Origin of the sequence: Streptomyces corynorhini, from assembly GCF_003346515.1 — a bacterium.
Classification (GTDB): domain Bacteria; phylum Actinomycetota; class Actinomycetes; order Streptomycetales; family Streptomycetaceae; genus Streptomyces; species Streptomyces corynorhini.
In genome coordinates this window covers 1-18642 of record NZ_QQNA01000117.1, presented here as the reverse complement: position 1 = coordinate 18642, position 18642 = coordinate 1, and the positions used below count along the sequence as shown (strand labels likewise).

Annotated in this window: 18 protein-coding genes, 1 tRNA gene and 2 CRISPR repeat arrays; of the genes, 4 read left to right on the top strand and 15 right to left on the bottom strand. The window is 71.5% G+C overall.

The features are described 5' to 3' along the window. The 5 genes from DVH02_RS16120 to DVH02_RS16090 form a co-directional block, all read right to left on the bottom strand. Nucleotides 1-425 (bottom strand): ATP-binding protein (locus DVH02_RS16120; protein ID WP_147286066.1); only part of this gene is annotated, 425 nt, incomplete at its 3' end. Further along, nucleotides 422-808, bottom strand: a complete 387-nt coding sequence (locus DVH02_RS16115) for an ATP-binding protein (protein ID WP_114624517.1) — start codon at nucleotides 806-808, stop codon at nucleotides 422-424. The genes DVH02_RS16120 and DVH02_RS16115, both read right to left, overlap by 4 nt. A gap of 275 nt (nucleotides 809-1083) precedes the next feature. Then, on the bottom strand, nucleotides 1084-1458 hold the full coding sequence (locus DVH02_RS16105; protein ID WP_407697631.1) for an STAS domain-containing protein: 375 nt from the start codon (nucleotides 1456-1458) through the stop codon (nucleotides 1084-1086). 20 nt (nucleotides 1459-1478) lie between these two features. Continuing rightward, entirely contained in the window at nucleotides 1479-2411 is a 933-nt protein-coding gene (locus tag DVH02_RS16100; RefSeq protein WP_114624521.1) for an STAS domain-containing protein, read from the bottom strand. A 543-nt stretch (nucleotides 2412-2954) separates the two neighbouring features. Then, nucleotides 2955-3461: a MarR family winged helix-turn-helix transcriptional regulator gene (locus tag DVH02_RS16090; protein ID WP_114624515.1), complete on the bottom strand. Its 507-nt coding sequence runs from the start codon at nucleotides 3459-3461 to the stop codon at nucleotides 2955-2957. A 124-nt stretch (nucleotides 3462-3585) separates the two neighbouring features. On the opposite strand from DVH02_RS16090, the gene DVH02_RS16085 reads away from it, so the two are divergent. Further along, complete coding sequence (locus DVH02_RS16085) at nucleotides 3586-4725, top strand: PP2C family protein-serine/threonine phosphatase (RefSeq protein ID WP_114624520.1); 1140 nt, start codon at nucleotides 3586-3588, stop codon at nucleotides 4723-4725. Between the two features lie 20 nt (nucleotides 4726-4745). On the opposite strand, the gene DVH02_RS16080 is transcribed toward DVH02_RS16085, so the two are convergent. Continuing rightward, nucleotides 4746-5237 carry a hypothetical protein gene (locus DVH02_RS16080; RefSeq protein ID WP_233518259.1) on the bottom strand — a complete coding sequence of 164 codons (492 nt, stop codon included), beginning with the start codon at nucleotides 5235-5237 and terminating at the stop codon, nucleotides 4746-4748. 403 nt (nucleotides 5238-5640) lie between these two features. Here DVH02_RS16080 and DVH02_RS16075 point away from each other — a divergent pair, with 403 nt between their 5' ends. After that, nucleotides 5641-6075, top strand: a complete 435-nt coding sequence (locus DVH02_RS16075; protein ID WP_114624514.1) for a hypothetical protein — start codon at nucleotides 5641-5643, stop codon at nucleotides 6073-6075. A 112-nt stretch (nucleotides 6076-6187) separates the two neighbouring features. Here DVH02_RS16075 and DVH02_RS16070 read toward each other — a convergent pair whose 3' ends face one another. The 5 genes from DVH02_RS16070 to DVH02_RS16050 form a co-directional block, all read right to left on the bottom strand. Then, nucleotides 6188-7558 carry a PP2C family protein-serine/threonine phosphatase gene (locus DVH02_RS16070; protein WP_114624513.1) on the bottom strand — a complete coding sequence of 457 codons (1371 nt, stop codon included), beginning with the start codon at nucleotides 7556-7558 and terminating at the stop codon, nucleotides 6188-6190. 223 nt (nucleotides 7559-7781) lie between these two features. Then, nucleotides 7782-8175: a CRISPR direct-repeat array (repeat unit 28 nt; unit sequence GGAACACCCCCGCATGCGCGGGGACGAC). Between the two features lie 91 nt (nucleotides 8176-8266). Next, a CRISPR array of direct repeats spans nucleotides 8267-8661; the repeat unit is 28 nt; unit sequence GGAACACCCCCGCATGCGCGGGGACGAC. A 462-nt stretch (nucleotides 8662-9123) separates the two neighbouring features. Beyond that, nucleotides 9124-9211, bottom strand: a tRNA-Ser gene (locus DVH02_RS16065). Between the two features lie 91 nt (nucleotides 9212-9302). Further along, nucleotides 9303-9731 (bottom strand): tRNA adenosine(34) deaminase TadA, encoded by a 429-nt coding sequence (gene tadA, locus DVH02_RS16060; protein WP_114624519.1) that lies wholly within the window; start codon nucleotides 9729-9731, stop codon nucleotides 9303-9305. Nucleotides 9732-9925: 194 nt separating this feature from the next. Then, nucleotides 9926-10474 carry a tRNA adenosine deaminase-associated protein gene (locus DVH02_RS16055; protein WP_114624512.1) on the bottom strand — a complete coding sequence of 183 codons (549 nt, stop codon included), beginning with the start codon at nucleotides 10472-10474 and terminating at the stop codon, nucleotides 9926-9928. Between the two features lie 250 nt (nucleotides 10475-10724). Next, nucleotides 10725-11060: a hypothetical protein gene (locus tag DVH02_RS16050; protein ID WP_407697632.1), complete on the bottom strand. Its 336-nt coding sequence runs from the start codon at nucleotides 11058-11060 to the stop codon at nucleotides 10725-10727. 155 nt (nucleotides 11061-11215) lie between these two features. On the opposite strand from DVH02_RS16050, the gene upp reads away from it, so the two are divergent. After that, the gene (upp, locus tag DVH02_RS16045) at nucleotides 11216-11851 is read left to right on the top strand and encodes a uracil phosphoribosyltransferase (protein WP_114624518.1); all 636 of its coding nucleotides are present in this window, start codon (nucleotides 11216-11218) and stop codon (nucleotides 11849-11851) included. Between the two features lie 123 nt (nucleotides 11852-11974). Here upp and DVH02_RS16040 read toward each other — a convergent pair whose 3' ends face one another. From DVH02_RS16040 to DVH02_RS16025, 4 genes are all read right to left on the bottom strand, one after another. Continuing rightward, the gene (locus DVH02_RS16040; protein ID WP_114624510.1) at nucleotides 11975-12670 is read right to left on the bottom strand and encodes a LytR C-terminal domain-containing protein; all 696 of its coding nucleotides are present in this window, start codon (nucleotides 12668-12670) and stop codon (nucleotides 11975-11977) included. Between the two features lie 150 nt (nucleotides 12671-12820). Further along, complete coding sequence (locus DVH02_RS16035; RefSeq protein ID WP_114624509.1) at nucleotides 12821-13123, bottom strand: type II toxin-antitoxin system VapB family antitoxin; 303 nt, start codon at nucleotides 13121-13123, stop codon at nucleotides 12821-12823. Between the two features lie 414 nt (nucleotides 13124-13537). After that, nucleotides 13538-15061 (bottom strand): M28 family metallopeptidase, encoded by a 1524-nt coding sequence (locus tag DVH02_RS16030; protein WP_114624508.1) that lies wholly within the window; start codon nucleotides 15059-15061, stop codon nucleotides 13538-13540. 202 nt (nucleotides 15062-15263) lie between these two features. Next, the gene (locus DVH02_RS16025; protein ID WP_114624507.1) at nucleotides 15264-15857 is read right to left on the bottom strand and encodes an HhH-GPD-type base excision DNA repair protein; all 594 of its coding nucleotides are present in this window, start codon (nucleotides 15855-15857) and stop codon (nucleotides 15264-15266) included. A gap of 169 nt (nucleotides 15858-16026) precedes the next feature. On the opposite strand from DVH02_RS16025, the gene DVH02_RS16020 reads away from it, so the two are divergent. Continuing rightward, nucleotides 16027-18408 (top strand): terpene synthase family protein, encoded by a 2382-nt coding sequence (locus DVH02_RS16020; RefSeq protein WP_233518258.1) that lies wholly within the window; start codon nucleotides 16027-16029, stop codon nucleotides 18406-18408. The last annotated feature ends 234 nt before the right edge of the window (nucleotides 18409-18642 follow it).

The window sequence follows — 18642 nt, the reverse complement described above, 5'->3', positions numbered from 1 at the left end:
CTCGGCACCGGCCTCGGCGCGGCGAGCCGGGCGCAGACGAGGGTGCCGACGCCGGTTCCGCTGCGGATGGTGAACGACGTGGAGATGCGCCGGACCGCGCCGAGGCCGGTGCCGAGGGTGTTGGTCGTCGTGTAGCCGTCGGTCAGCGACCGGCCCAGGTCGAGGATGCCGGGGCCCCGGTCGGCGGCGAGGATCTCCACTCCCGCGCCGAGGGGCAGGGGATGCAGGAAGAGGGCGCCGTTGGTGGCGTGTTTGGCGAGGTTGCTGGCCAGCTCCGAGGCGACGACCGCGGCCTGGTCGGGCATCGATCCGGGCAGCAGGCACGCGCGCGCGACCGACCGGGCCGTCTCGGCGGCGAGATGGACGGCGCTGTAGTGGTCGATGCGGATGTGCGCGGTCGACCGGGTGACGGGCGGAGTGGTCAACGGCCCGCCCGGCGCGTGACGGTGACGGTGGTGCCCCGGCCCACGGCCGTACGGATCTCGAACTCGTCCATCAGCCGCCGCGCGCCGCCGAGTCCGTGGCCCAGCCCCGCGCCCGTGGTGAAGCCGTCGGTCAGGGCCGCCTCGACATCGGCGATGCCGGGGCCCTCGTCCCGTATGGTCAGCCGGATTCCGCCGCCGGGGCGGGTCAGGCTCTCGACGGTGAGAGTGCCGCCCCCGCCGTGAATGTAGGCGTTGCGGGCGAGTTCGCTGGCGGCGGTGACCACGCGGGTCTGGTCGACGATGCTGAAGCCCTCGCGGAGAGTGGCCGCGCGTACGGCGTGCCGGATCGTCAGCAGATCCTCCTCGGTGCGGACATCGTGCACGCGGGCGTCGGCCGCGTCGGTCGCGTCGGTCGCGTCGGTCGCGTCAGCCGCACCTCCCGCACCTCCCGCACCGGCTGCTTCGGTGGCTTCGGCCGCTCGGGCGGCTCGGGCGGCGGCTGCCGGGGCCTGTGCCGGTGCCGGGTCTTGTGCCGGTGCCGGTGCCGGGTCTTGTGCGGGGGCCGGTGCCGGTGCCGGGGCCGGGGAAGGGAACGGAGCACGGCCGCCGCGGCTGTCCGTCGGGAGGAGGGTGGTGGTGCCGGCTTCCCCGGTGCGTGTCACGCAAGTGCCCCTTCCGGAGGGGGTGAGTTCTGGCGCCAGCCGAGAGCGGCCATGCCGCGCTCGGCGTTGAGCGCGGTCTCCACCCCGGTGAGCTGGAGCCCCAGTTCGACCAGGGTGATGGCGACGGGGGGACGCATGCCTGACACGATCACGCGGGCTCCCAGCAGTCGCGCCATGGTGGTGAGTTCCATGAGGGTGCGGGCCACGAAGGAGTCGATGATCTCCAGTCGCGAGATGTCGATCAGCACGCCGCGCGCCCCGTCGCGGGTGATGCGCGCGGTCAGCTCCTCGCTGAACGCCACGGCGGACTTGTCGTCGAGTTCGTTGAGGAGTCCGGTGACCAGGACGTCCCCCAGGCGCAGGATCGGCACACCGGCCGGGGAGGCGCCGTTCACAGATCCGCCAGCGGGCCGCCGGGCCGTACCGTGCCGAGGGAGCCCCCCGAACCGACGGAGACGCCGGAGCCGTCGGCGGCACCGGAGGAAGCGGCGGTCAGCCGGACCGCTGCGTCCAGCGCGTCGGCCAGCGTCGCCCGGGTCAGGATGGTCGACAGGTCGATCCCCAGCTGGGCTATCGTCTGGGCGATCGACGGCCGGATCCCGCTGATGAGACAGTCGGCGCCCATCAGCCGCACCGCGTTGACGGTCTGCATCAGATGCTGCGCGACCGCCGTGTCCACGGTCGGGACGCCCGTGATGTCGATGATCGCGACCTGCGCCTCGTGCTCCTGGATGGCCTGGAGCAGGTTCTCCATGACGACCTGGGTACGTGCCGTGTCCAGGGTCCCGATGAGCGGGACCGCCAGCACATGACGCCACAGCCGGACCACCGGGGTGGAGACCTCCAGCAGCTGCCTGCTCTGCCGACGGATGATCTCCTCCCGGCCTTCCACATAGGTCTCGAACGAGAGCGCGCCCGCGCTGTCCAGCAGCTGGTTGACCAGCAGGGCGGAGCCGAACAGCTCGCTGTGGTCGCCCGGTCCGCGCCGTACGGCCTCCAGCAGCGCCTCCTTCAGCGCCAGCACCGCCAGCGAGGTCGCGGTGGGGCTCACCCCCTCGCGGGCCCGGCGCAGGGAGAGTTCCGTCACCGCCCGGTGCAGTTCGCGGTGTCCGCCGACCGCGTGCCGCACCGGCATACCGCTGTCGAGCGCCGACGCCAGCGCGCCGACCAGGGCGTCGGCCTCCTCGCGCAGCTCGGTCTCGCGGACCGCGCCGTCCCAGGTGGGCTGTGCCAGCTGGAGCTGCACCCAGCGGTCGGCGATGACGTCCGCGTCCGTACGCAGGGCTCCGGCGACACGCTCCCGTGCCACCGCCTCGGCGCCGATGTCCGCTTCGGTGGCGGTACCGGTGGCGGTGGCGGTACTGGTACTGGTGGCGGTGGCGGTGGCGGTACTGGTGGCGGCTTCGGCCTCGGCTTCGGCTTCGGTAGTACTCAAGCCGCTGTCCTTCCGTACTCGGTGACGCGGGCGCAGGAAACGCGCCGGCGGATGGATCGCGCCGTCAGCGGCTCTCCGACACACCCGCTTTGTTGTCGTCCGACAAATGTTATCGACCGCAGTCAAGCACGAGAAGTGCCGATACGGACAGGGCCCCCTCGGCGGGTGGCCCCGTAGGGGAGGTCCAAGGGGAGGTCCAAGGCGACGTTCAGCCGTCCAAGGCGAGGTCCGACAGTCCGGGTCGAGGTCCGACAGTCCGGGCCGACGTCCGACAGTCCGGGCCGACGTCAAGCCGTCCGGGCCGACGTCCGACAGTCCGGGGCGGGCGGGTCCTCCTGCGGGTCCTCCGGCGGGTCGTGCCGTCGTCCGCCCGTCCGCCCGCCCGGGACGTCAGGCGGGGCGCCCGGAATGTCAGGCGGGGCGCCCGGAATGTCAGGCGGGGCGCGCGGTGTCGTCCAGTCGCGTCGGGCCGGGCATCGGCGAGGCGGCGTCCACCGCCCCCCGGAATCCGGTCAGCCCTTCCGTCAGCGCCCGCCGCGTCGCCTGCGGCAGGGTCGCGATGGCCGACAGCAGGGCCTCCTCGCGGCGCACCCGCAGATCGAGCAGGTAGGACTCGCCCCGGCTGGTCAGCCGCAACTGCCGCTCCCTGCGGTTCACTTCGCTCGGCGCCCGCTCGATGAAGCCCAGCGCCTGGAGCCGGTCGCAGAGTCGGCTGGCCGAGGAGGGCGCCGCGCCCAGCGCCGTACCGAGCGTGCGCAGGTTGATGCCGTCGCCCCGCTCCAGCACGTACAGAACGCGCAGCTGGGACGTCGAGACGGGGGCGGGCGAGACGGCGTCGCGTCCCCGCTCCCACAGCACTTCCAGCAACTCGATGACCTCACGCGCCGCCTGCGCGGCCTCGTGAGATTCTCTGAGCGAGGCAGAGATATCCGCACCCATACCGTGACACTCCGAATGGCCTTGGCGGCCCGGATGGTCCGGACGGCGCCCCCTTGTTCCACTTCCCCGAGAAAGCGGTCGTAACGTGACGGTGACGGACAGATACGCGGCCGTGGAGCGCGCCATGCGCGGCGCGGCCCCGCACGAACTCCTCGGATCCGTCCGTACAGCACTTACGGAACATTTCGCCGCGAGCGCCGTCAATCTGCTGATGGCCGACTACGCCATGACCATACTCCAGCCGGTCGACGTCCTTCCATACACCGCACAGCCCCTCTCCGTGCACACCAGCGCCCCGGGCCGGGCCTTCGGCGCGCAGCGGCCGCACGTCGTCACCGGCGAAGGACCGGCCGGTGTGACCGCGTACCTGCCCGTCTCCGTGCGCGGGGACCGGCTGGGCGTGCTCTCCGTCACGCTCCCCGCCGACCGGTACCGCCCGCCGGTCCTCGACGAGCTGGCGGAGATCGCCGACATCCTCGGCCGGGAGATCCTCGTCGCCGAACGCGACACCGACGTCTACCTTCAGGCGCGGCGCGCGGACCGCCTCACTCTCGCCGCCGAGATGCAGTGGCAGCTCCTGCCCGGAAGGGCCTGCTCCCGGTCCGAGTACTCGCTCGGCGGGCAGTTGGAGCCCGCCTACGCCATCCACGGCGACAACTTCGACTGGTCCGCCTCCGCCGACCACCTCACCCTGACCGTCACCAACGGTATGGGGGAGGGCATCGAGGCGGCCCTCCTCACCAACCTCGCCGTCAACGCCCTGCGCAACGCCCGCCGGGCCGGACTCGACCTGGTCGGCCAGGCCAGCCTCGCCGACCAGGCGCTGTACGGGCATTACGAGGGCGCGGCGCACCTGTCGACGATCCTGCTGCGGTTCCATCTGGCCACCGGCCAGGTGGAGATCATCGACGCGGGCTCGCCCAAGATCTGGCGGCTGCGCGCGGGTACGGTCGAACCGGTCGAGCCCGAGGCACAGCTCCCGCTCGGCATGTTCGAGGACACCGTCTACACGGTGGAGCCCTTCGACGTCCGGCCCGGCGACCGTCTGCTGTTCATCAGCGACGGTGTCTACGACGTCGCCTCGCCGGGCGGCGAGCGCTACCGGGAGCGCGCGCTCACCCGCGCCCTGCGCGACACGCGGCTCCTGCCGCCCTCGCAGGTACCGCGCACGATCCTCGAAGAACTGGCGGGCCACCGGGGGCCGTCCCAGGCGGACGACGACGCCATGATCGTCTGCCTGGACTGGTACGGCCGTACGTCCTGACGCGGCGGTGCCGCCACGTATCACCGCAGACGTGCCGCGGCGTGCCGGGGTCCGCGCCGGGGTCCTCCGCGCGGCGGTCCGCGCCGGGGTCCGCGCCGGGGTCCGCGCCGGGGTCCGCGCCGGGTGGCGGCCAGGAAGCAGGTCGCCGCGAGGATGAGCAGGGCGCCTTCGAAGGCGAGGCTGACCAGTCCCAGGGGGTACGTCCAGTTGCCCACGTCGCCGTGGTCGTCGGGCAGCCCGGGGCCGCGCGTGAGGACATATCCGAGGATGGGCCCGGCGGCCACGCCCATCGCGAGGAACCAGCCGGGTCGGATGACACCGGCCAGGAGCAGCAGCGCGGTGAGGACGGCGACGATCTCCAGCGCCCAGTACAGGCAGGCGATGTACTGCGGCGACTGGGAGCCGGGGATACCGCCCTGGTCCGTGACGTGGATCGCGGCCACGCCCAGGCACAGCAGCGCCCCGACGAGGCGGGTGATCCGGTTCGCCGCGATTCCGCTGTGCTCTCTCACCCGACGGCTCCTTTCCGTCCTTCCCGTCTTTTCGGTCCTTCCGCCCTTCCGCCCTTCCGCCCGTCTGCGCTGGCGCTCTCTTCGCTCGCGCCGCTGGACGATCGGCTCCGTGGAGCGGCATCTGTTCAGTCGACACGGTCGGCGGGCGGACCGCGCGCGGGAAGGGCCAAGTGGCGGAGCGCCGCGCTTGCCAGGGTCCCCGCCCGGATCCGGATACCCGGGGTGGGTGCGCGCGTGCGTGTGGCAAGGTATGCCGACGACTCACGCCGGCCGGGCCTCGCGAGGTGGTCCGGCCCGCGTCGGTACGGCGGGGTGGCGGGCCGTCGCCGCGATGGTCCGGGAAGTCGAATGCCTTACGGGGACGTGCCGTTCGGTTCACCTCGACGTCACAGGAGTATCAGCCGTGAACGCAAAGCGCCGCCGTCTGTTGTTGGCCGCGGTCGACCCCATGCTCGAACCCGGGGAGGCGGTGGCGGTGACGAGCATCGTGAACCTGAGTTCCGTCTCCGTACGCGGAACGGCCGTCTTCGCCGCGGCCTCGGCGCTCGTGAGCGGGGGTGCCATGGCCGTGATCCCGGTGCCGACCCCCATGTACCTGGCGATGACCGACCGCCGCATCTTCGTCTTCCGCGCGAACCCGACGTTCGCCAGGCCGGAGGAGCACCTGATGACGATTCCGCGCGCGGGTCTGGTCCGTACGGAGATCAAGGAGCGCGTGCTCAACTCGTCCTTCGTCGTCTCGTCGCCGGACCAGGAGCAGGGCCTGAAGATCCTCTTCCCGCTGGCGGGCCGCAAGGAACGCAACGCGATAGCGGCCGTGCTGCCGGTGGCCGACTGACCGACGCGGGAGGGCCGATCGGACCGGGCAGGTGGGACTGGTCAGGACAGCGAGGCTGGCCAGGACAGCGGGACTGTCCTGACAGCGGGACTGATCAGGACAGCGGGACTGGTCAGGACAGCGGGGCGACGCGCAGGAGCATCAGGGCGGTGTCGTCGGCGGCCTGCCCGCCGGAGTGTTCCGAGGCCCGCCCCCACAGGGCGGCGAGTGTGGTGGCGGCGTCGGCGCCGTGGGTGGCGGCCAGGGCCTCGGCGAGGCGGTCCTCGCCGAACAGCGGGCCCCGGCCGTCGCGGGCCTCGGTGATGCCGTCGGTGTAGAGGAGCAGCGCGTCACCGGGGCGCAGGTGGAAGGCGGTGTCCGCCAAGTGGTCCCGGGTGGGCGGCAGCAGCGGGCTGAGCAGCATCCCGGTAGCGTCCAGCTCCTCGACGGTGCCGTCCGCGCGGCGGACGAGCGCCGGTGGGTGGCCGGCGCTGGCGTAGCGGCCGGTGACGCCGTCCCCGTCCTCGTCCGGGCCGAACACGGCCAGGGCGACGGTCAGGAACCGCTCGCTGACCCGCTGCCCGGCGACCGCCTCGTGCAGCCGGTGCAGAACGGTGGCCGGTCCGGTGTGCTGGGTGGCCTCGGCGCGCAGCGTGTACCGGGCCAGCGCGGTGACCTTCGCGGCGTCGATGCCCTTGCCGCAGACGTCGCCCATCACCGCGCACCAGCTCTCGCCCCGGGTGCGGAAGAGATCGTAGAAGTCCCCGACCACCTCGGTCCCGGCCGCTTCCGAGGAGTCGGCGGGCAGGTGTACGGCGGCCACGTCGAGCCCCGGCGCGTTCGGCAGCCGGGGCGGCAGCAGGCTGTCCTGGAGGGTACGGGCCAGCGCCGCCGAGGCGTCCCCGGAGGCGCGAGCCTGCCGCAGCGCCTGCCGCAGCGCGATCTCGGAGGAGACCGACCTGGCCAGGGTCCGCAGCGCGTGGGACTGTTCGGCGGTGAAGGGACGCGCGTCCTTGTCCACCACGCAGAACCCGCCGAGCACGTGCCCGTCGGGCGAGACCACCGGGAAACCGGCCCAGGCCCCGATGCCCAGAGCGTCGACCGCGGCGAGGTCCCGGACGCGCGGGTCGGCGGCCGCGTCCTCGGCGATCAGCTCTTTCCCGGTGCCGATGAGGACGTGGCAGGGGCTGTCGCGGATGTCGTTCTCGCGCGCGCCGCCCGGCTCGATGCCGAGGGCGGTCTTCCAGAACGAACGACGCCCGTCGGCCACGGTGAAGAACGCCTTCTGCGCGCCGGTGATCGCCAGCGCGAGCTGCGCGAGATCGTCGAAGGTGCCCTCGGGAGCGGTGTCCAGGAGCCCGGACGCGGCCACCGCCGCCAGCCGGGCAGGATCGAACACGGCGTTGGGCAGCTCACCCGCGGGCGGTCCGGCGGGTACGGCGTCGCGCGCCCCCGCGACCGTTCCGGCAGACGCTCCCGTGGGCAGAACCGCTTTCCTCGTCATCACGTCCGGTTCCCCGCCTTCGTCACGGCCCCTCTCACACCCAAGACCTGGAATCGGAGCCTAGTGCCTCTCCCGGCAAGCAAGCTCTGCCCGGTCGCATCGTCCAGCACACACGCTGGCCGCGCCGGTCGCAAGCCTGGGCAACTGCTTCCCCAAGCCGCTCGACAAGCTCCCGACTCCGTTCGAGCAGGGGAGCCCCCGCCCCAGGACTCCCCGGCGGCCTGGAACACCCCCGCATGCGCGGGGACGACGCGACCCATCCCGTACGGCCGGACCGGAGCCCGGGAACACCCCCGCATGCGCGGGGACGACGGCGATCCTGCGGGAGATCCGCCGGACCGGCCGGGAACACCCCCGCATGCGCGGGGACCACACGAACACGCTGCGGCACTTCCCCCGGAACAAGGGAACACCCCCGCATGCGCGGGGACCACATCAGGGTGATCGGGTTGAGGGCCATCACCGCGGGAACACCCCCGCATGCGCGGGGACGACCGGTCGGCGCGATCTCCTGCACCATCGGATGGCGGAACACCCCCGCATGCGCGGGGACGACGCCACCTGGTCCTGCATGTACACCATGGACCAGGGAACACCCCCGCATGCGCGGGGACGACCCGGACCTCTCCCCGGCGCTGGCGCGCGACCTCGGAACACCCCCGCATGCGGGGACGACGCCATAGTGGCTCCGCCGCCGAGAGATCGGCGGGGAACACCCCCGCATGCGCGGGGACGACGCCATAGTGGCTCCGCCGCCGAGAGATCGGCGGGGAACACCCCCGCATGCGCGGGGACGACTCCACCTGCCGGCCGCCCGGCAGCGTCCTGATCGGAACACCCCCGCATGCGCGGGGACGACGGCCCGATGATGGGCCGGGGTCGTCAGCGACGGGGAACACCCCCGCATGCGCGGGGACGACGGACCGCCGGGTGTGACGCCCACGGCCAGCCCCGGAACACCCCCGCATGCGCGGGGACGACTACTTCGGCCGGGCGCCCCGGCCGGACCGCTCCGGAACACCCCCGCATGCGCGGGGACGACCAGACTGAAGGCCCCCGCCCCCCGTCGGGGGCCGGAACACCCCCGCATGCGCGGGGACGACACTTGCTGACCTGGGTTTTTATCTGCGCGCAGCCTCGAATTCATTTAGTGGGATCGGCCTGAGACGTCGATCCGAGCCCCGTCGGCAAGCGGCCAGAAAGAACAACGTGGTCGATCCCCCACATATGGCGGCGCCAGCGATAAGGGCCGTCCCGTCACTCTACTGAACTCAACGGATTTGGGCTCTGGTGATCTGGCTCAGGTGACGCCGGGACGAGGTGCCCTCGCGGACGTTGCGTCTCGGGCGCGTCCGGACAGCGGGCCGGCGGGCCGGCGGCGTGGTCGGGCTGCGGGATCCCTTCCCGGCGGCCGTAGGTGGCGGATCCCTCCGCAGGAACCGGAAGGCGCAACGTGCCTCCCGCGAGGGGCAGTTGGGCGCCTGTTCGCTTCTGGTTCCGTTCCGCGCGACCGCACACAAAACACCCTCCCGCTCGCGTTTCCGCGTACCAGGAGGGTGTGAGAGCGGTAGCGGTGGGATTTGAACCCACGGTGACGGGTTACGCCACACTCGCTTTCGAGGCGAGCTCCTTCGGCCGCTCGGACACGCTACCGAGAGAGAGCTTAGCCCAAGGTGGGCCGTGGTTTGAAATCGGTATCCGGCGGGCGTCGCGTGGGCCTCGCGCGGGTGGGGCGGGGTGGTGGTCAGCGGTCGCGGAAGAAGGTGGTCAGGAGGGCCGCGCACTCCTCGGCCAGGACGCCGTGGATCACCTCGGGGCGGTGGTTGAGGCGGCGGTCGCGTACGACGTCCCAGAGCGAGCCGGTCGCGCCGGCCTTCTCGTCCAGGGCGCCGAAGACCACGCGGTCCACGCGGGACTGGACGAGCGCGCCCGCGCACATCGTGCAGGGTTCCAGCGTCACCACCAGGGTGCAGCCCGTGAGGCGCCATTCGCCCAGTTCCCGCGCGGCGCGGCGGATGGCGAGGACCTCGGCGTGGGCGGTGGGGTCGCCGGTGGCCTCGCGTTCGTTGTGGGCCGAGGCCAGCACCTCGCCGTGCGCGGACAGCAGGACGGCGCCCACCGGTACGTCGCCCGTGCCGCCCGCCAGGGCGGCCTGGTCGAGGGCGAGGCGCATGGCCGCCCGCCATGGTTCACGTACCGGGTCGGGCGCGGGCGCGGAGGCGTGCGGGGGCGTCACGGGGGCCTTTCGTTCGGATCGGGCCGGATGCGGGTGACGCCCGCCGCGAAGTGCGACGGCGAAGTGCGACGCGAAGTGCGGCGCGGCGCCTCGACGGCGGGCCCGGCCCGATCCGGACGGACGGACGGACCCTAGCGGACGGTCTCCAGCACCTCGGCGGCGCCCAGAGCGTCCGCGATCTCTGCCATCGCGTCGGACTCCAGGGCCAGCAGGTCCGTCTCGGACAGTCCGAGATCGGTGAGGATGGCGCGGTCGCCTACGGGGCCCGAGGGCACGGTCTCGCCGTCGGTCAGGCCGCTGTCGGGGCCGCTGTCGTCATAGGTCTCGTCTCGCTCGTCCGGTTCGCCGTCCTCCGTACCGTCGAGGTCCAGCGCGTCGAGGTCGTCGGCCGGGTCGTCGTCGTCCCCGCCGAGCAGTTCGTCAATGAGGATCTCCCCGTACGAGGAGCGGGCGGCCGAGGCCGCGTCGGAGACGTAGATCCGGGGGTCCTCCTCACCCTCCACACGGAGGATGCCGAACCAGGAGTCCTCCTGCTCGATGAAGACGAGAACCGTTTCCTCGTCCACCGAGGCTTCGCGGGCCAGGTCGGTCAGGTCCGACAAGGTCTCCACGTCGTCGAGATCTGTATCGCTCGCTTCCCATCCGTCTTCGGTGCGCGCGAGCAGTGCGGCGAAGTACACCGTGACTCTCCCACTGGTCAGAGGTGTGACGATTCAGAGATGTAGAGATGTGATGTGACGATTCCGCGAGTACGGGACGGTGCTCCGCCCCGCCCAATCGGCATCGTGGCAGAAACGAGCGCTTCGCGAGAGGTCTTCCGCCGTTGCGTCGGCAGGGCATTTTATTAGGCCCCTGTTCGGCCCCTCGTCGCGGCATGCCTCCGATGCCCCTGTTGCCGGTGGGCCGTGGGCCGGTGGGCCGGTGGGCCGGTCACCAGCGGAACGTACGCATCCGCATCTGCTGGCGCATCCGCGCGGCGCGGGCGCGGCGCGGTTTCACCCGCTCGCGCAGCGCCTTGGCCTCGTGCAGCTCCCGCAGGAACTGCGCGCGCCGCCGTCGGCGCGCCGCCTCGCTCTCCGGGCCGGTCTCGCTCTCCGGGCCGAGCCCGCCCGCCGGGCCCGCTTCCGGCTCCGTGCCCGCGCCCGCTTTCTGGGCGGCCTCGGGCGGCGGGACGGCCGTCGGCTCCGGCTCCGGCTCCGACTCCGACTCCGGCTTCGGCTTCGGCTCCGGGGGGCCATCCTGTCCACGGGGTCGTCCCCGGCCCAGGCCCCGTGTCCGCTTGTTCACGTCCTTCATCGACGCCTCATCACTCCAGGAGACTCCCCCACCACCTTCCCCCGACATCCGGTCCTGATGCCGACCGGCGCATGAACGGCTGGTGGCAGCGCGTACAGCCATGGCCCCCGGTTACTGTGGACGCCATGCGGATTCATGTCGTCGACCACCCGCTGGTGGCGCACAAACTCACCACGCTGCGCGATCGGCGCACCGACTCCCCGACCTTCCGGCGCCTCGCCGACGAGCTGGTCACCCTGCTCGCGTACGAGGCCACCCGGGACGTAAGGACCGAACAGGTCGACATCCAGACCCCTGTGCAGGGTACGACGGGGGTGAAGCTCTCCCACCCGCGTCCGCTGGTCGTCCCGATCCTGCGGGCCGGTCTGGGCATGCTGGACGGCATGGTGCGGCTGCTGCCCACCGCCGAGGTGGGCTTCCTGGGGATGATCCGTAACGAGGAGACCCTCCAGGCGTCCACGTACGCCACCCGGATGCCCGAGGACCTCTCGGGACGTCAGGTGTACGTACTCGACCCCATGCTGGCGACCGGCGGCACGCTGGTCGCGGCGATCCGCGAGCTGATCAAGCGCGGCGCGGACGACGTCACCGCCGTCGTGCTGCTTGCCGCGCCCGAGGGCGTCGAGGTGATGGAGCGTGAGCTGGCCGGCACTCCGGTGACCGTCGTCACGGCGGCTGTGGACGAGCGGCTCAACGAGAACGGCTACATCGTCCCGGGGCTGGGTGACGCCGGGGACCGTATGTACGGGACGGTCGACTAGTCGACTAGGTCCTGTCCGCCCGGACAGGAGCCGGGAACTGCCGACCGGGAACGGCAGACCGAGGACGGCCGATCGGGAACGGACAGGAGCCGGGAACGGCCGATCGGGAACGGCCCCGCGCCGTCAGCGCTGGGCCGTCCGGTGTTCCTTGTCCCGCGGCTCCTTGTCGTGCTCCTCGCCCCCGTCGTCCCCGCACGCCGCCGACGGCTTCGCGGGGGCGCTGAGGACGGCCAGTGCCTGATCGGCGTCCTTCTGTACGTTCAGCGCCTTGAACGCCGTACCGATGATCAGATCGACATCCTTGGACTTACGGGTGTCGGTCTTCGGCGCGGCCCCCTTCAACTGGGTGCCGAGGACGGTCAGGGCGCTGTCCGAGGCCGTCGGAGCGCCCAGCAGGATGCCGGTGCCCGGGACCTTCTTGTCGTAGGTCTCCGGCGCGTTGCCCACCTCGCCGATGACGAAGCCGCGCTTCTCCAGCTCGTCGGCGGTGGTCTTGGCCAGCCCGCCCCGCGTCGTCGCGTTGTAGACGTTGACGGTGATCTGGCCGGGCCGGGGCAGCGCCTTGGCGGTGACCGGCGAGGACGAGGGGGACGGCTCGCAGCCGGGCCGGTGCCCCGCGACTGTCGTGCTCTTGCCGCCGTCGCCCGAGAAGACGTCGATGAGCTGCGCCGTTCCCCAGCCCGCCAGGCCGAGCGCGGCGACGGCGGTGACAGCCGCGAGCACGATCCTGCGGCGATTACGGGGGCGGCGCATCCTCGGGTACTTGGAACCCGTGATGCGGTACTTTCCGCCCATGCCGGGGGGAGTCAGCATGCTCATGGCCGCAGCGTAATGCGCCCCGGTGATGTTTCCTACTAAATGATCAACCGGTTGGGTGGTCCTGGGCGGTATTGGGCCCGAAAGGCGTAGCCGTTCGAGTCGTCCGGTTGCCCGGACCGACGATTTGCCCCTATGGCGCCAGGGGACGGCTCAGCCCAGGTCCAGTTCCAGCACGCGCGCGTGCAGCACCTGGCGCTGCTGGAGCGCGGCGCGTACGGCGCGGTGCAGACCGTCCTCCAGATAGAGGTCGCCCCGCCACTTCACGACGTGGGCGAAGAGGTCGCCGTAGAACGTGGAGTCCTCGGCGAGCAGCGTCTCCAGGTCCAGCTGACCCTTCGTCGTCACCAACTGATCGAGGCGGACCGGGCGGGGCGCGACATCCGCCCACTGCCGGGTGGATTCCCGGCCGTGGTCGGGATACGGCCGCCCGTTACCGATGCGCTTGAAGATCACACGGAAAGCCTACCGGGCGAGCGGCTCCGGCCGCAGCAGTGGAGCCGGAGAGCCCCGGACTGTACCGATGGGTAAGCGTCGCATTCCGCATGAAAGCGGGCGTTGTGCGTGAGGCGCGTACGGAGTGATCCGGAAAAGCCGGAAACGGAATGCCCTCATCCGGCAGCGGTCCGGCAGCGGTCCGGCACCGGTCCGGCGGCGGTCCCGCAGCCGTCCCGCAGCCGCCCGGTGATTCTCCGGCGGTCCGGCGTTCCGGTGGTTTTTCCGGCCTGGACGGCGGCCCCTGCGGCGGGTGGTGGCCGGGGAGGCCCGCCCTCGCCGCGTTCCTCGCCGACGCCGACGCCACCACCACCACCCGACGGCTGCCCGGAGAGCCCGAGTGGCTCTCCGGGCAGCCGTCCTCGCGAGTGGCGGCTACGCCTTCGGCTCGTGGCCGTGGCCGTGGCCGTGGCCGTGCGGCGTGGCGGCGGCCTTTCGGCTCTTGGGCGCCGTGGTCGGCTTCTTGACGGTGCTGATGTCGTGGGCGTAGGTGCCCACGGCGTTGGCGATGACGCCGATGTTGATGTCGAACGCCTTCATGCTGATGTTGGACAGGTCGTCACAGGCCGCGTGGTAGCACTTGTCGTACGCCACCCCCGCCTCGCCGCCGTACCGCTTCGCCTGGGCCTCGGTCTTGACGCCCTCGGCTCCGGTGAAGGTGCCGCCCGCCGGGATGCCGACCTCGATGAAGGGCCCGTAGTCGGAGCGGCCGTCGAACGCGGTGCCCTCGTGCGGGATCCGCTTGCCGCCGAGGAAGTCGCTGATGTCCTTCTCCAGTTGGGCGGAGCCCGCCGGGCCGGGCTCGGCGTCCTCGCTGTCCGAGCCGTCGCCGTCGTAGACGAACTGGGCGTAGTTGGGGCTCGCGATCATGTCGAAGTTCAAGTACAACGCGATGTCGGAACGCTGCTTGTCGCTCAGCCCGTTGACGTAGTCCTCGGCGCCGAGCAGGCCCAGCTCCTCCGCCGACCACCAGGCGAAGCGCACCTTGTTCGTCGGCTTCTCGTGCGTCCGGGCGAGCTTGAGGGCGACTTCGAGCAGTCCGGCCGACCCCGAGCCGTTGTCGTTGATGCCGGGGCCCTCGGTGACGGAGTCGAGGTGGGCGCCGAGCATGACCGTACGGTCGGACCTGCCGCCCTTCGTCTCCGCGACCACGTTGCGCGTGGGGCGCTGCTCCTGGAACTGGCGGATCTCGAAGTCGACCGTGACCGGCCCCTTCGCGGCGTCGGCCGCGAGCGCCTGCCCGTCCTCCTGGCTGAGGGCGCCGGTCGGTACGACGCCGGCCGCCGGGTCGCCGAGGGTGCCGCCGAGCGGGCCGGGGACGTTGTTGTAGATGAGGGCGCCGACCGCGCCCGCCGCGCCCGCCTCCTTCTGCTTCTCGGCGAAGGTGCAGCCGCCGCGCTGGATGAGCGCGATCCGGCCCGTGTAGTCGCCGGAGGCGTAGTCGGCCGCCTCGCACCCTGTCGTCGCGTCGACCGGCACGGTGGCGATATCGGCCGTGATGCCGCCCTCCGGGGTGGACTTGGTGTACGACATCGCGGAGATCTCGACGTCGCGCGGCGTCGGCGAGGTGACCGAGAGCCTCTCTGCGAGCGTCTCGATGTACGTGATGTCGAAGGTCTCGTACGAGACCTGGTAACCGGCCTTCTTGAGGAGGCCGTAGACGTACGAGGCGCTCCGGTCGTGGCCCGGCGTGCCCGCCGCGCGGTTGCCGTCGCTCGCCTCCGCGATGGCCTGGAACTCCCTCAGGTGCTGGTGGGCGCTCTTCGCCGACGAGTCGCGTACCAGCTCCTTCGCGAGCCTCGCCGCGTCCCTGGCCGGGTCGTGCGGGCGTGCGGAGGCCGGGGAGGAGGCGGAGAGCAGCAGCGGTGCGGCGAGCGCGGTCGCGGCGGCAACTGCCACGAATCTGCGAGACGTTGCGATCACAAGGGTCCTCTCGATGCGAACGAATGTGAGCGAAGTTCCAGGAAAACTAACCATCGCGGCGTTGCTTGTGAACACATGTGGCACAGCTCACGGAACGTATCGCCGGATCAGGGCGCGCATCGGTCATGGGCCGGGCCGGTCATGGGCCGGGCCGGTACCGGTGCGCCCCGTCGCGTACTCAGTCCTTCTTCGGCTTCGCCGCCTTCGCCGCGCGCTTCGCCTCCTGCTTGAACGCCCGTACCTTGGCGAGCGACTCGGGCCCCGTGATGTCCGCCGCCGAGCGGTACGCGCCCTCGTCCCCGTACGGCCCCGCCGCCTTCCGCCAGCCCTCCGGACGTACCCCGAAGCGCTTGCCGAGCAGCGCCAGGAAGATCTGCGACTTCTGCCGGCCGAACCCGGGCAGCTCGCCGAGCCGGTCGCGCACCTCGGCGCCGGTGGCGACGTCGCGCCAGATCGCGGTGGGGTCGCCGTCGTAGTGCTCGACCAGGTACTGGCAGAGCTGCTGCACGCGCTTGGCCATGGAGCCCGGATAGCGGTGTACGGCGGGCTTGCGCGTGAACAGTTCGACGAAGGTGTCGGGGTCGTGGGCGGCGATCTCGTGGGCGTCCAGATCGTCGCGTCCCATGCGTACGGCCAGGGTCCAGGGGCCGCTGAAGGCCCACTCCATCGGGACCTGCTGGTCCAGCAGCATGCCGACGAGCGCGGCGAGCGGGCTGCGGCCGAGCAGGGCGTCGGCCTCGGGCTGTTGGGCGAGATGGATGGTGGTGCTCATCGCACGATAATCACCCGGCCCCGGCCGTCGGGCGGGGAGCCACGCGCAATCTGTCCTTTCATATGACTTTTGTGTGGTCCGGATGGGGGACACGGACGAGGGGTAGACCGAGGCCCAAAGGACAACTTCCGGAACGATCCCCGGGACCTTCGGGAAAGGCCGCTCGCCCGTGACGCAACCCTTCGAACTGCCGGATTTCTACCTGGCCTATCCGGCTCGGCTCAACCCCCACCTGGAGGAGGCCAGGGAGCACTCCAAGCGGTGGGCCAGGGACAGGGGAATGCTGGAGGGATCGGGCGTCTGGGAGGCGTCCGACCTCGACGCCCACGATTACGCCCTGCTCTGCGCCTACACCCATCCCGACTGCGACGGACCGGCGTTGTCGCTGGTCACCGACTGGTATGTGTGGGTGTTCTTCTTCGACGACCACTTCCTTGAGGTGTACAAAAAGCCCCAGGACCGCGAGGGCGGCAAGGCGTATCTCGACCGGCTCGCCGCCTTCATGCCGATGGACCTGTCCGACGGATTCCCCGAGCCGACCAATCCGGTCGAGGCCGGACTCGCCGACCTCTGGGCGCGCACGGTGCCGAGCATGTCCCTGGGGTGGCGCGAGCGGTTCGCGGAGTCGACGGAGAATCTGCTCAACGAGTCCGACTGGGAACTGGCCAACATCAACGCGGAGCGCGTGGCCAACCCCGTCGAGTACATCGAGATGCGCCGCAAGGTCGGCGGTGCGCCCTGGTCGGCCGGGCTCATCGAGTACGCGGCGGGTGCCGAGATCCCGGCGGCCCTCGCGGACTCCAGGCCGCTGCGGGTCCTGAAGGAGACGTTCTCGGACGCCGTCCACCTGCGCAACGACCTCTTCTCGTACCAGCGCGAGATCGAGGAGGAGGGCGAGCTGAGCAACGGCGTGCTCGTCCTGGAGACCTTCCTCGGCTGCACGACCCAGGAGGCGGCCGACGCCGTCAACGACCTGCTCACCTCCCGTATCCACCAGTTCGAGAACACCGCGCTGACGGAGCTGGGCCCCCTCTTCGCCGCCCGGGGCACCGACCCCCAGGGCGCCGCCGACACCCTCGCCTATGTGAAGGGGCTCCAGGACTGGCAGTCCGGCGGCCACGAGTGGCACATGCGCTCCAGCCGCTATATGAACGGCGCCGGGGACGCGGCGGACGGCGACGGCGCGCTGTTCTCCATGACGCCCGTCGGACTCGGCACATCGGCCTCCGACCTGGTGCGGTCCATCGGCGTGGGCGCGCCGATGCGCGCGCGCAGCCACAGCCACATCCCGTTCCAGCGGGTCGGGCCCTCCCGGCTGCCCGAGTTCGAGATGCCGTACGCGCTGAAGCTCAGCCCCCATCTGGACCACGCACGGGACCATGTCGCCGCGTGGGCGCACCGCATGGGCATCCTGGAGGCGCAGCCGGGCATGCCGGGCTCCGACGTCTGGGACGAGGAGCGGCTGCGCCGGATCGATCTGCCGCTCTGCTCCGCCGGTATCCATCCGGACGCCACGGAGGAGGGCCTCGACCTCACCTCCGACTGGCTGGCCTGGGGGACGTACGGGGACGACTACTTCCCGGTCGTGTACGGAAACGCGCGCGACCTGGCGGGCGCGCGGGCGTGCAACGAGCGGCTGTCGCTGTTCATGCCGCTGGACGACGTCCACGCGACCCCGGTGCCGGCCACCGGCCTTGAGCGGGGGCTGGCCGACCTGTGGGCGCGTACGGCGGGGCCGATGGAGCCGGAGGGGCGGCGTACGTTCCGCACGGCCGTCGAGGACATGACCGCCAGTTGGCTCTGGGAGCTGGACAACCAGGCGCAGAATCGTATCCCCGATCCGGTCGACTACATCGAGATGCGCCGGCGTACCTTCGGCTCGGACATGACGATGAGCCTGTCCCGGCTGGGCCACGGCAGGCAGGTGCCGCCCGAGATCTACCGGACGGGCCCGATGCGGTCCCTGGAGAACGCGGCGCAGGACTACGCCTGCCTGCTGAACGACGTCTTCTCGTACCAGAAGGAGATCGAGTTCGAGGGCGAGGTGCACAACGGACTGCTCGTCGTGCAGTCCTTCTTCAACTGCGACTATCCGACGGCCTTGCGGATCATCGACGATCTGATGAAGTCGCGTATGCGCCAGTTCCAGCATGTCGCCGCCAACGAACTGCCTGTCCTGTACGACGACTTCGCTCTCGACGCGGACGCGCGCGCGGTGCTGGACGGCTATGTGGAGGAGCTGGAGAACTGGCTCTCCGGCATCCTCAACTGGCACCACGGCTGCAAGCGTTACAAGGAGGCCGAGCTGCTGGAGGACCGGGCCGGGATCACCCGCTGGCTGCCGCCCGCGCCCTCCGGCCTCGGTGTCTCGGCGGCGCGGCTGCGGCTGCCCGGCTGGGAGCCCACCGGGCCTTCGCCACGGCCCACCGGGCCTTCGCCACGGCCCACCGGGCCCGCGACGCGGTCCACCGGGCCTTCGACAGGGTCCGGCGGGCCCGCGACGCGGCTCTCCGGGCCCTCGACGCGGGCGGTGCCCCATATGGCCTCGTAACCCACCAGCGGTCAACGGCGTTTGGCATCCGGTCGAAGTGATGTTCACCGGGATGGGGGACGTGGGTTGGCGAGTGGAGAGGCGCGCTACGGGCGGACGGGGGCGGCGGAGTCCCCGCCCGCCCGGTCGGCTGTCCTGAAGGCCGTCGCGGGATGGGTGCCGGGGGAACCGGTACGGAACGACGCGCTGCCCGCCGGGTGGGGCGTCGACGACGCGTGGGTGCGCGCGCGCACC

Coding starts and splice junctions, on each gene's coding strand:
- DVH02_RS16085 (WP_114624520.1), top strand. CDS start 3,586: ATGCGCGGCGCGGCCCCGCACGAACTCCTCGGATCCGTCCGTACAGCA.
- DVH02_RS16040 (WP_114624510.1), bottom strand. CDS start 12,670: ATGAGCATGCTGACTCCCCCCGGCATGGGCGGAAAGTACCGCATCACG.
- upp (WP_114624518.1), top strand. CDS start 11,216: ATGCGGATTCATGTCGTCGACCACCCGCTGGTGGCGCACAAACTCACC.
- DVH02_RS16025 (WP_114624507.1), bottom strand. CDS start 15,857: ATGAGCACCACCATCCATCTCGCCCAACAGCCCGAGGCCGACGCCCTG.
- DVH02_RS16090 (WP_114624515.1), bottom strand. CDS start 3,461: ATGGGTGCGGATATCTCTGCCTCGCTCAGAGAATCTCACGAGGCCGCG.
- DVH02_RS16070 (WP_114624513.1), bottom strand. CDS start 7,558: ATGACGAGGAAAGCGGTTCTGCCCACGGGAGCGTCTGCCGGAACGGTC.
- tadA (WP_114624519.1), bottom strand. CDS start 9,731: ATGCGCCTCGCCCTCGACCAGGCCGCCCTGGCGGGCGGCACGGGCGAC.